The 11858-nt window shown below is 70.7% G+C and carries 8 protein-coding genes; 7 read left to right on the forward strand and 1 reads right to left on the reverse strand.

Annotated features, from left to right (window positions below):
* Positions 1 to 87: 87 nt before the first annotated feature.
* Genes AB0F61_RS11080 through AB0F61_RS11110 form a run of 7 tightly spaced genes read left to right on the forward strand, consistent with a single transcriptional unit; the run spans position 88 to position 10650 of the window.
* On the forward strand, positions 88 to 3753 hold the full coding sequence (locus tag AB0F61_RS11080) for an amino acid adenylation domain-containing protein (protein WP_357806950.1): 3666 nt from the start codon (positions 88 to 90) through the stop codon (positions 3751 to 3753).
* On the forward strand, positions 3750 to 4703 hold the full coding sequence (locus AB0F61_RS11085) for a fatty acid desaturase (RefSeq protein WP_357806952.1): 954 nt from the start codon (positions 3750 to 3752) through the stop codon (positions 4701 to 4703). The genes AB0F61_RS11080 and AB0F61_RS11085 overlap by 4 nt, the downstream gene beginning before the upstream one ends.
* On the forward strand, positions 4703 to 5335 hold the full coding sequence (locus AB0F61_RS11090; RefSeq protein WP_357806954.1) for a GNAT family N-acetyltransferase: 633 nt from the start codon (positions 4703 to 4705) through the stop codon (positions 5333 to 5335). The genes AB0F61_RS11085 and AB0F61_RS11090 overlap by 1 nt, the downstream gene beginning before the upstream one ends.
* A 24-nt stretch (positions 5336 to 5359) precedes the next feature.
* Positions 5360 to 8494, forward strand: coding sequence for an aminotransferase class III-fold pyridoxal phosphate-dependent enzyme (locus AB0F61_RS11095; protein WP_357806957.1), 3135 nt, complete (start codon positions 5360 to 5362; stop codon positions 8492 to 8494).
* Positions 8491 to 9498, forward strand: a complete 1008-nt coding sequence (locus AB0F61_RS11100) for an amidohydrolase family protein (RefSeq protein WP_357806960.1) — start codon at positions 8491 to 8493, stop codon at positions 9496 to 9498. The genes AB0F61_RS11095 and AB0F61_RS11100 overlap by 4 nt, the downstream gene beginning before the upstream one ends.
* Positions 9431 to 9682 (forward strand): hypothetical protein, encoded by a 252-nt coding sequence (locus AB0F61_RS11105; RefSeq protein WP_355027173.1) that lies wholly within the window; start codon positions 9431 to 9433, stop codon positions 9680 to 9682. Before AB0F61_RS11100 ends, AB0F61_RS11105 begins: the two co-directional genes overlap by 68 nt.
* Complete coding sequence (locus tag AB0F61_RS11110) at positions 9679 to 10650, forward strand: amidohydrolase family protein (RefSeq protein ID WP_357806964.1); 972 nt, start codon at positions 9679 to 9681, stop codon at positions 10648 to 10650. The genes AB0F61_RS11105 and AB0F61_RS11110 overlap by 4 nt, the downstream gene beginning before the upstream one ends.
* A gap of 86 nt (positions 10651 to 10736) precedes the next feature.
* Here AB0F61_RS11110 and AB0F61_RS11115 read toward each other — a convergent pair whose 3' ends face one another.
* On the reverse strand, positions 10737 to 11618 hold the full coding sequence (locus AB0F61_RS11115; protein WP_357806967.1) for a phenylalanine 4-monooxygenase: 882 nt from the start codon (positions 11616 to 11618) through the stop codon (positions 10737 to 10739).
* Positions 11619 to 11858: the final 240 nt, after the last annotated feature.

Below are 11858 nucleotides of genomic sequence, written 5' to 3' on the forward strand. Positions count from 1 at the left end.
AATGTGTGTCGTCCACACCTTTCGGCCCGTGCTAATTGGTTGGACAGTCGGTCGGAGGGAGCGGCGTGCAACGGGGAGGACTCAACCGTGTCTACGAACGAACCGGAGCATTGGCCGCTGCTGCCCGCGCAGTCGGGGGTGTGGCTGGCCGAGGCACTCGGCTCCGGCGGCGCGTCGAGCAGCATCAGCGACCGCATCGACCTCTTCGGCGCTCTGGACCGTAGGGCCATGGCCGCGGCGCATCGGCAGGTCGAACGGGAGGCGGAGGCGCTGCGCCTGCGTTTCCGGGCCACCGCGGACGGGCCGGTGCAGTACGTGGACGCGGCGGCGAGCACACCGCTGCGGTTCGTGGACGTCAGTGGCGAGGCCGATCCGGAGCGCGCCGCGGCGGACTGGATGGAGGCGGACACCACCGCTCCGGTCGATGCCCTCGGCCCCTCGTTGTGCACGACCGCGCTGCTCCGGCTCGGGCCACGGCACCACGTGCTCTACCGCCGGGTCCACCACCTGGTGGTCGATGGCTGGAGCCTGGCCGCGCTGCACCGCCGCACCGCCGAGCTCTACCGCGCCTTCGTCTCGTCACCCGGCGCCGAGGCGGTCGAGGTGGGCCGGCCGTTCCCGCCCTACCGGGTCCTCGTCGACGCCGATGTCGCCTATCGGGCCAGCCCCCGGCACGCGCAGGATCGGCTCTTCTGGAGCGAGCACCTGCGCGGCCTGCCGGAGCCGGTCCGGCTCGCCGGTCGGCGGTACGCGCCCTCCGGCACCGTCCTGCGGGAGCGCGCCGTCATCCCCACCGACCTCCTGGACCGGTTGCGGGCGGCCGCCGACCGCTGCGGTGTCGGCTGGTCGGAGTTGGTCGTCGGGTTGGTGACCGCGTACGTGGCCCGGATGACCGGTGCCGACGACCTGGTGGTCGGGATGCCGGTGACCGCCCGGATCAGCCGCGCCGAGCGGGCGACCCCCGGCATGACGACGAACGGGATGCCGCTACGGCTGCGGCCGACCTCGGGGGTAACGCTCGGTGAATTTCTGACATCGGTTGCCCTGCAATTGCGTGAAGCGCTGTCGCACAGCCGCTATCCCACTCCCAGCATGATTGCTGACCTGGGCATGACCGGCACGGGGCGCGCCCTGTGGGGCCCGATTGTCAACGTGATGGGCTCGGACGCGATGTTGGATTTCGCCGGCCAACGATCCGAGCTCAGGACGATATCGAAGCCCGACATCGAGGATTTTTCTGCGATTTTCTTCCACCTGCCGGGTGGCGACGTCGAACTGATAATCGACGTCGACGCGGGCGGTTATTCGACCACGGAGCTCCGCGCCCACCTGCGGCGGCTGCTGTACTTCTTCGAGGGTGCCGCGAACGCCGACCCGGCAACCGCGCTTGTCGACGTCCCACTTGTGGACGAGGCGGAGTCGCGCCGCCTGCGGGACCTCGGCACCGGCCCGACCCACCAGATTCCGGACATCGGCGTGCACCAACTGGTCGAGGAGTGGGCGGACCGCACGCCCGAGGCCCCGGCTCTGCACTACGCGGACACCGTCGTGGCGTACCGGGCCTTGGACGAACGTGCCAACCGGTTGGCACGTCTCCTGGTGGCGCACGGCATCGGACCGGGACGGACCGTCGGCATCGCCCTGCCCCGTTGCCCGGACCTCATCGTGTCGGTGCTGGCGGTCCTGAAGACGGGTGCGGCCTTCCTCTCCCTGGACACCACCTATCCCGCCGCCCGGATCGCGTTCATGGTGGCCGACGCCGAGGTGAGCGTCATCCTGGTGCACGAGGAGACCGCCGACGTGGCGGGAGAGACAGTCGAGCGCCTGGTACTTGACGCGCCGGAGACCAGGTCGGCGTGGGCCGCCCAGCCGCCGACGCGGCTCACCGACGCCGACCGGCTCGCTCCGTTCTCGCCCCGGTCGCCCGCGTACCTGATCTACACCTCCGGTTCCACCGGCACCCCGAAGGCGGTCGTGGTGGCACACCGGGGCGTGGTGAACGTGACGAACGCGATGGTCGACCGGCTCGGGCCGGGGCCGGGCCGGCGGACGCTGCAGTTCGCCTCACCGAGTTTCGACGCCTTCGTCGGGGAGATGACCCAGTCGATCTTCCTGGGCGGGACGCTTGTGGGTGCCTCGCAGGATCGGCTCGTCCCGGGTCCCGACCTGTCGAAACTGCTGCACGAGCACCGGGTGAACGATGTCGTGCTCGTGCCGTCGGTCCTCGCCCAGCTCACCCCGGCGGACCTGCCACCCGGCACGACGGTCTCCATCGTCGGGGAAGCGGCGGCGCCCACGGTCATCGAACGCTTCGCCCCGGCCTGCCGGCTCATCAACGGGTACGGCCCAACCGAGGGCACCATCTCGACCGCGATGAGTCCGCCGCTGTCGCCGGCCGACGCCACCGCTCCGCCGATCGGCACGCCCCTGCGCAACCTGCGCGTCCACGTGCTCGACGACCAACTGCGCCCGGTCCCGGTCGGCGCGGTGGGAGAGCTGTACATCGGCGGCGCGGGCGTCGCGCTGGGCTACCTGAACAGGCCCGAGCTGACCGACCGACGCTTCCTGCCCGACCCCTTCGACGGACCCGAAGCGCGGATGTACCGCAGTGGGGATCTGGTGCGGTGGAACGCCGACGGCCAGCTCCTGTTCGTCGGCCGGGACGACGGGCAGGCGAAGGTCAACGGATTCCGGATCGAGCTGGGCGAGGTGGAGGCGGCGCTGGTCCGGCTGCCGGGTGTGGCGCGGGCGGCCGCCACCGTCCACGAGGACCCGACCGGCGAACGGCGGTTGCTCGGCTACGTCGTGCCGGTCCACGGCACCCAGGTCGACCCGCGTGGCCTGCGCCGGGCGCTGAGCGCGGATCTCCCGTCCCACCTCGTGCCCCACCTGCTGGGCGTACTCGACGAACTGCCGTTGACCCGCAGCGGGAAGCTGGACCGCCGGGCTCTGCCCGACCTGCGCGGCTCCACCGAACCGGCCAACAAGCTGCCGCGCGGGCCGGTGCAGGAGGCGGTCGCCGCCGCCTTCCGCGAGGTTCTCCAGATCCCCACGGTCGCCCTCCGGGACAGTTTCTTCGAGTTGGGTGGTCACTCGCTGTCGGCGACACGGCTGGTCGGCCGGCTCCGCAACCGGTTCGGGGTACGACTCGACGTCCGGGAACTGTTCCGGAACCTGACCGTCGAGGCGGTGGCCGAGAAGGTCGCCGCCGTGGTCGGAGCCGACTGGGGCCGGGACCCGCTGGTGCCGCTGCGGCCCGCCGGCGGCCGGGAGCCCCTGTTCTGCGTCGCGGCACCCGGCGCGGACCCGTGGATCCACCTACGCCTGGCCCCGCAGCTACCGGATCGTCCGCTGTACGGCCTGTCCACGCCGCTTCCGGTCACCGACGACGAGATCGCGGCGCACGTCCAACGCATCCGCGCGACCGGGTTGCCCGGTCCGTACCACCTCGTCGGCGTGGACGAAGCGGCGGACCTCGCCCGCCGGCTCGCCGTCGCGCTGTCGGCCGACGGCGCACCGGCGGGAACCCTGGTGCTGGTGCGGCCGGTGGGTCTCGGTGCACCCGCGTACCGCGGCGAGACCGTCGTCGTCACCGGGCAGGATCTCGGCCCCGATTCCGCGGAGCCGTTCGATCCGGAGCCACTGGCCCGCCTCGGGGCGATCCTGCAAGCCGTTTCGAACCGCCTGACCGCGACCGCCGCCGACCTTCCCCACCGGGAGACCGGCCAGCGGCAGAAAGTGACGAGCACATGAAGATGATCGACGACCGACAGTCGCTGGACAGCGCCGCGCCGGTCACCCCGGCGGACGTACGGGGTGAGTTCCGGCATCTGCGTACCAGGATCAGCGACCGGACCTTCGCCGCCAAGCTGGCTCTCTGGGCCGCGCTGACCGGTGCCGGCGCGGCGCTTGCCGTACAGCCGGCGCTCTGGAGCCGCGCCGCCGGGATGTTGCTGCTCGGGTGCATGTTCGCGCACGCCGCCGAGTTGCAGCATCAGACGCTGCACAGTCTCGGGTTCCGGAACCGGCGTGCCAACACCGTCGCCGGCATCGTCCTCGGCATCCCCATGCTGATCTCGTTCGCCGCCTACCGGGCGACGCACATGCGGCACCACCGGGACCTGGGCACCCCAGAGAACCGGGAGTTCTTCGACTACGGCGACCAGTACGGCGTGGGCGGCGGCGGTTCGCGGTGGCGTACCGCACTGACCTGGACCATCCGGTTCACGATGCTGCACTTCTACGTGCAGTTCCTGGCCTGCGCCGCCCGCGCGGTGCTGCGCCGGGACTACGAGGGTGAGTCGGCGACCACGTCCCGGCGCATCCGACGCGACCACTACGTCATCCTCGCCCTCCTGCTGGCGTTCACGCTGCTCTCCGTCGTGCTGCGCGAGCCGGTCGTGCTGTGGGTGTGGCTCCTTCCGCTGCTGCTGGTCGCCGGCCCGGTGCACGCGCTCATCGAGCTGCCGGAGCACTTCCGCTGCGAAACCCTCAGCCAGGACGCGTTCGCCAACACCCGCACCATCAGGTCGAACCGCCTGATGACGTGGTTCACGAACGGAAACAACTTCCACGTCGAGCACCACCTCATGCCCAACCTGCCGATCGAACGGCTGCCGGCCCTGCACGAAGAGGTGCGGCCGCGGCTGAAGCACTTCCACACCGGTTACGTGGACTTCTTCCGAAAGGTGGTGCGGGGTTGATGGCGGACGTGACGTGCTTCCGGGTGGCGCGGTCGGCGGAGGACTGGAGCGCGGTGAGGCGGCTGCGTGAGGCGGTGTACGTGCACGAGCAGTCCCGGCTCGCGGACGTCGCCGACACCGCCGACACGTTCGACCGCTTCGACGGATACGCCAGCTACATCCTCGCCGAGGACGGAACCGAGGCGGTGGGCACCATCAAGGTGGTGCCCGACGGGGAGATCGGCCTGCCCTGTGACGACGTCGTGGACCTCGGCGCCCTGCGTCAACCCGGGAACCGGCTGGTGGAGTTCGGCCACCTGATGACGCTGCCGCGGATCCGGCAGCGGTCGGTGGGCATGGCTCTGATGCGGGAGGCGCTGGTCCACAGCGTCGCCCGGTACCGCGCCACCCACGTGCTCGGGGACTTCTTCGTCGACGACACCGGCGGGCTGCGGCCGTTCTACCTGGAGGTCGGCTTCGTGGCGCTGTCCGCGCCGTACGCGGACGAGCGGTTCCACCACGCGCCACTGAGCATCGTGGGAGTCCTCGACGTCGAGGAGGCCGCCCGCCGCTGCCACACCGAGCAGGGCCGGAGCAACCGCCTGCTGCAGTACTTCTTCGCCGACTACGACGCGTACGCGACCGCGGCCTGACATCGGCGAGGGGAACGGGGCATCGTGCGATCTCAACGACAGCGGCTTGCCGAATCCAAGGCGGCACACAACCATCCCACCTACGCCACGATGTCGTTCGTCATGGGCTGCGGCGTCCAGGGCGAAGGGTCGGACAGCTTCGTCGCCGACGAGGACGGCGCCCGGCTGTTGGCCCTGTTCGACCAGTACGGCAACCAGTCGTTCGGCTACTCGCACCCGCGGCTGATCGGGGCGATCGAGGAGCAGCTCGGCAGTCGCCGCCTCAACAGTACGAAGATCATGTTCGAGGAGGTGCAGATCCGGCTGACCGCCCGCCTGGCGGAGGTCACCGAGGGTCGGTTGCCGTACGCGTACCTCGCCAACGGCGGCGGCGAGAGCATCGACAACGCGTTGAAGCTGGCTCGGGCGGCGACCCGACGGCCGGGCTTCGTCACCGCCGTCGACTGCTTCCACGGCAAGACGTTCGCCACCCTCAGCGCGTCCGGCCGTCCGGAGCACGCCGCGCTGTTCCGCCCGTTCATGGACGGCTTCCAGCAGGTGCCGTTCGGTGACCTGGACGCCCTCGACCGCGCGGTCGGCACCGACACGGCAGCGGTGCTGCTGGAGCCGGTGCAGGCCGAGGCCGGGGTGGTGCTGCCGCCCGAGGGTTACCTCGCCGAGGTGCGGCGGATCTGCGACGAGCGCGGGGCGCTGCTGATCCTCGACGAGATGCAGACCGCGTTCGGCCGGTGCGGCGCCCTGTTCGCGTACCAGCTCTTCGACGTGGCTCCGGACCTGGTCTGCATCGGCAAGGCGTTCGGCGGCGGCATCGTGCCGATCTCCGCGGTCCTGGGAACGGCGCGGGTCTGGGAGTCGCTGCGCGACCAACCGTCGACGTTCGGTTCCAGCCTCGGCGGCAACCCGCTGGCCTCCCGGGTGGGCCTGGAGGTGCTCGAGATCGCCACCGCGGACGGCTTCGTCGAGTCAGTGGTCGCCAAGGGGGCGCTGATCACCGAGCGGCTGGCCGCCATGGTGGCCCGCCATCCGCGGCTGCTCAGCGCGCACCGTGGCGTCGGCATGATGCACGGCCTGGAGTTCCACGACGAGTCGCTGGGCGGGATGGTCCTCGGGGAACTCCTGAGCCGCCGGGTCACCTCGACGTACTCGCTCTACAACAACCGGGTCCTGCGGGTGCAGCCGCCCATGGTGATCTCCACCGACGACCTGGTCGCGGGCCTGGCGGTGCTCGACGAGGTGCTCGACACCCTGGACGGGGCCGGCGGTCCGGTGCCGGTCCGGCTGCCCCCGCTGACGCGGACGGTGTCCGTGGCGCTGAGCCCCGACGAGCTGGCTGCGCTGCTGCACGAGCGGCCGCACCTGCTCGACCCGTTCGCCGCCGATCCGGCGGCCACCAGGGGGGCCGTCGAGCCGGACTTCGCCGGGACGCTCGGCGGCCGGTCGGCGCGCTGGACCGACCGCGTCGAGCTGACCCCGGACGGAGTCGTGCTCCGCGCCGATCCCGACTGGCTCTGGAACTCCCTTGAGCGCTCGGTCCACTGGCGACCCGACGGGGCGGGCGGCAGCGCGCTCACCATCCGGCTCGACTGGGACGCCGGCACCGGCCCGTACGAGCCGATGCTTGGCGGCCACCTCGGCCGGCTCGCGCACGACCGCCTGGACACCCTGCTCACCCAGCTACGCCAGCCCGCCAGGCGCCACCGACGCGAAGGGACGATCGTGAAGCTGACAAGTCTGATCGAGCACTACCGCGACAACACCGACTCGGTTGTCGTCGAGATCGACGCCGCCGGCGACCGTCGGGAGATCAGCCACGCCGAGTTGGCGAATCTCGCCGAGCGTCGGGCCGCGGAGTTACGCGCCGCCGGGGTCCGACCGGGTGACGTGGTGGGGCTGCGCGCGCCCAACAGCATCGACTGGTTGGCCTGGGATCTCGGCGCCCTGCTCGTCGGTGCCGTGCTCCAGGCGTTCCCGGACGACTTTCCCGTCGACGACGTGCCGGCGTTCATCGGGCAGCACGGTCTCGCGCTGCTGGTGCTCGGCGAGGAGACCTACCCGGGAGATCCCGGCCGTCCGGCCCCGCACACCGACCCGGACCTGCACAGCCTGGTCTACTCCTCGGGCACCAGCGGGCTGCTGAAGGGCCTGCGGATCAGCGGCAAGGGCACCGAGTACGTCATCCAGCGGTTCATCGACAGCTTCGACGTCACCTCCGGGGACCGGCACCTGATCTTCCTGCCGCTCGCGAACTACCAGCAGCGACTGTCGGTCTACTGCTGCCTGTGGACCGGTGCGGACCTGGTGCTCGCGCCGTACCAGCGGGTCTTCGCCGCGCTGCGGGCCGAGAAACCCACGTTCCTGATCGGGCCGCCGATCTTCTACGACGCCGTGCTGCAGCTCGCCGCCACCTCAGGCGCCGGGATGCCACTCGGCGAGTTCCTCGGTGGGCGGTTGCGCTTCGCCATCACCGGCATGGCGCCCATCGGACGCAAGACGATGGATGCCTACTGGTCCCAGGACGTGCCGCTGCTCGAGGCGTACGGGATGACCGAGAGCGGCATGATCGGCTGGAACACCCTGGCGGAGAACCGTCCGGGCACGGTCGGCAAGCTCATCGACCCGGACGCGGTGACCATGCTGGCGGACGGCGAACTGCTGATCCACCGTCCGGCACCGCTGAGCATCGGCTACTTCGGGCTGGACCAGCAGGTGGCCGAGGAGACGTTCCGGCCCGACGGCACCATCGTCACGGGTGACTACGGGCGCCTGGACGAGGACGGCTACCTCACCCTGCTGGGTCGCAAGAAGGATGTCATCGCGCTGGCCAGCGGACGCAAGGTGCATCCCGGCGAGGTGGAGTCGCACTTCGCGGGGGTGCCCGGCCTCGCGGACCTGATCGTCGTGCCCACCCCGAACTCGCACGGTCTCGCCGCCATCGGCACGGCCACCGACGACGACGACGGCCAGCGCGCCGCGATCGTCGAGGGGATCGCCAAGGTCAACGAGCAGTTGGACGGCCAGTACCGCCTGACCGCCGTGTTGTTCAGCGCGAAGCCGCTGCGCAGCGATCCGGCGTTCCTGACCGCGAACCTCAAGCTGAGCCGGGCGGCCGCTGCCGCCTACTACGCCGAGCGGCGGGACTCGGCCGTCCCCATCGCATGATCGTCGACGCGCACGTCACGCTGGCCAGCGACCGGGCCACACCGCGGGACTTCCTTGCGGCGCAGGCGGCGAACGTCGCGGCCCGGCTCGCCGCCTACGGTGTCGGTGACCGCTCCGGGGCCGTCCTGGACCAGTTGCTCGCCGGCTATCAGGACCATGACGGTGACCGGCTGGTCGCCGAACTCGACGACGCCGGGATCGACCAGGCGGTGCTCGTCGCCGCCGACTACTCGTGGGCGAGCCCACACGCGGTCGCCCCGGCGGAGTTGGCAGCGCTGCACGCGCGGGTCTGTGCCCGCCACCCGGGCCGCTTCCGGGTGCTGTGGGGCGTCGATCCCCGGGCCGGCACGGAGGGGGTGGAGCTGTTCGAGCGGTACGTGACGGAGTACGGGTTCGCCGGGATGAAGCTCTATCCGCTCACCGGCTACTCGCCGAGCGACCGGCGGCTGTACCCCTACTTCGAGGTGTGCGCGGCGCGGGGACTTCCGGTTCTCACGCACACCGGACCGGGTTGGGGCCCGCTCGACTTCACGCTCGGTCGGCCGCTGCTCGTGGACCACGCCGCACGGGACTTCCCGAGCGTGGACTTCGTCCTCGGTCACGGCGGGGTGACCCACGTGGACGAGGCGTCGTACCTGTGCGCCCACCGGCCGAACATCCACCTGGACATCAGCCAGTTCCCGTCGATGCTCAGCGCCGACGGTTGGGTGGCGCACCTCAACCGGCTGTTCCGCAGGGGGATCAACCACAAGATCCTCTTCGGGACGTGCTGGCCCTCGTTCCGCCTGTCCGTGTCGCTCTCCGCCGTGCTTGAGGAGTTCACCGGGGACGCGCTCTTCGCCGGCGTCAAGCGCCGGGACCGTCAGTTGATCATGAGTGGCAACGCCCTTCGCCTGTACGGCGAGGCGTCGGCCGCCGTCGCCTCGGGAGGCACCGATGGAAGTCGACACCACGACCCTGCACCAGGAGCTGATCGAGTGGATCGAGAACTGGAACGACGGTGAGACGACGGCCGCGGTGACCGCGGACACCCCGCTGCTCACCACCGGCCTCCTGGACTCGATGGGAATGGTGGCCTACCTGTCGTTCCTGGAGGACCGCACCGGCCGAAAGTTCAACCTCATGACGTTCAACGCAGGCCGCGCCGCGACCATCCGGCAGACGGTCGAGCACTGCCTCAAGCCATGATCTACGACGGTCACTGCCACGTGGCCTCGACGGACTTCATCCCGGACGCGTTCCTCGGCGACGTCGCCTACGGCATGCACCGGCGGTTGGACCTGGTGGCGGCCGGCCCTCCACTGGACCGGCTGCACGAGAGCTACCGCGCCCAGCACCGGGATCACGACGCCGACCGGCTGGTCGCGGAGATGGACGCCGCCGGCGTCGCCCGGTCGGTGCTGATGGTGCCCGACTTCGGGTACGTCATGCCGGGTCAGCCCGACCTCGCCGCGATGGCCCAGCGGCACCACGAGATCAGGCTGCGCCACCCCGGCCGGTTCTGGGTGTATCTGGGCGCCGACCCGCGCCGGGGTGAGGCGGGTGCGCGCGCCTTCGCCGATCTCGTGGACCGCTTCGGAATCGACGGGATGAAGCTCTACCCGCCGTGCGGCTACTCGCCCTCGGACCCGTCCCTGCACCCCTACTACGAGGTGTGCCGGAGTCGCTCCCTGCCGGTCTTCGTCCACACCGGACCGACCGCGCAGTCGCTGACGTTCACCACGAGCGAGGCCATCCTGGTCGACCGCGCCGCCCGGGACTTTCCGGACGTGCCCTTCGTACTCGGCCATGGCGGGGTGACCGACGTCGAGGTCAGCTCGTACCTGGCGGCGCACCGGCCCAACATCTACGTCGACACCGGTGGCTTCGCCGGCTCCCCGGTGATGGGCGGCTGGGCCGCGCACCTGAACCGGCTGTTCCGCCTCGGCATCAACCACAAGATCATTTTCGGTACGGACTGGCCCCTCAACCAGCTCACCGGCGGCCTCCAGGGACTCGTCGGTGAGATCCGCGACGGCGGTGAGGTGTTCGCCGGGGTCTCCCAGCGCGACCAGGACCTCATCCTGCGGGAGAACCTGCTGCGGGTGCTGTCTCCGGCGAGCGTTGCCTCCGCCGGGCCGACCCCCGATCGCCCCCGCTCGGGAGCGACGACATGAGCACGCCCGGCGACCCGGCCGGCGACCGGCCCGGCCGGCCGGGCCGGTGCCGCACACCGGCCGGCCGCCGGGGCCGCGTACGCCGCTCAGGAGCCGGTGAGCACCGGCTCGCCGGCCTCGATGGAGGACAGGAACTCGTCGTAGAACGCCTCAAGCTGGTCGAACGACTCGGCGCAGAAGAGCACCGGCTGGAAGTTCTGCACCGTGTAGCTCTGCTGGACCATCGCCGTGACGTCCAGCGGGCGCACCTCCGCGGCGCTGCGGAACTGCTCCAGCTCGCCGACCGACGACAGCAGGCTCGCGCCGTACACCTTGGGCTCGCCGTCGGAGAGCACCAGCCCGTACTCCAGGGTGAACCAGAAGACCTGCGAGAGGACCTCGAGAGCCTTCCTGCTGCTCGCGCGGCTCGCGGCCCGGCCGACCCGGCGGTAGAGCGCCGCGAGGCGGTCGTTGGCCAGGGCGTTCCCGTGACCGATCACCTCGTGCATCATGTCCGGCTCGGGCGAGAAGTACGGCATCGAGCAGTGCCGGATGTACTGCGTGGCCTGGAACCGGCTCTCGTTCAGGGAGCCGTAGAAATCGCGGAGGCCGACGATGCCGGCCGCTGGCGTGAAGTGGAACCCGGTCAGGGTGCGCAGCCGACCGGAGACCTCGCGCAGTTGCGGCAGCCGGTCCGTCGGGATGTCGAGGCGTCGCGATCCGTCGAGGAACTCCGGCGCGGCGTACCTGCGGTGCTTCTCCTGAAGATCGGCGACGACCTGTCGCCAGAGGTCGACCTCCTCGGCGGTGTACTCGACCTCGGGCACCGGATCGCCGAGCTGGTACGTCAGAGCCAGCTCCGCGATCCGTGCGCGGTGGCGCTGATAGTCGGCATCCTCGAAGCCGGGATGTTCGCGGGCGAATATCACCGAGACTGTCCCGTTCTCCTGCCGGATCACCGGTGAGTAGACGGTGGCTTCTTCGAACATGGTGGCTTCCCTCTCCCACTTGTCGATCGTGCGTCGGTGCGGTGGCAACCACGCGCCCTGCGCCCGCTGCCGCCACACACCACGGCGGATAGGCCGAAATGAATGCGCGGTACGCCCTGGCGGTGGTCGTCAGCGCGCGGGAAATATCGGCGTGACGATGCCGGACGTCGGGCGACGCTGCGGGTGCCCGTGGTCTCCCGGACTGCTAGGTGGCCGGATGAATCAATTGTAGGGGGCCTC

Origin of the sequence: Micromonospora sp. NPDC023888, assembly GCF_040639415.1 — a bacterium.
GTDB lineage: Bacteria > Actinomycetota > Actinomycetes > Mycobacteriales > Micromonosporaceae > Micromonospora.

What these genes read in the sequence shown, in the direction of transcription:
- AB0F61_RS11085 (WP_357806952.1), top strand. Translation starts at nt 3,750, where the DNA reads ATGAAGATGATCGACGACCGACAGTCGCTGGACAGCGCCGCGCCGGTC.
- AB0F61_RS11090 (WP_357806954.1), top strand. Translation starts at nt 4,703, where the DNA reads ATGGCGGACGTGACGTGCTTCCGGGTGGCGCGGTCGGCGGAGGACTGG.
- AB0F61_RS11100 (WP_357806960.1), top strand. Translation starts at nt 8,491, where the DNA reads ATGATCGTCGACGCGCACGTCACGCTGGCCAGCGACCGGGCCACACCG.
- AB0F61_RS11105 (WP_355027173.1), top strand. Translation starts at nt 9,431, where the DNA reads ATGGAAGTCGACACCACGACCCTGCACCAGGAGCTGATCGAGTGGATC.
- AB0F61_RS11110 (WP_357806964.1), top strand. Translation starts at nt 9,679, where the DNA reads ATGATCTACGACGGTCACTGCCACGTGGCCTCGACGGACTTCATCCCG.
- AB0F61_RS11115 (WP_357806967.1), bottom strand. Translation starts at nt 11,618, where the DNA reads ATGTTCGAAGAAGCCACCGTCTACTCACCGGTGATCCGGCAGGAGAAC.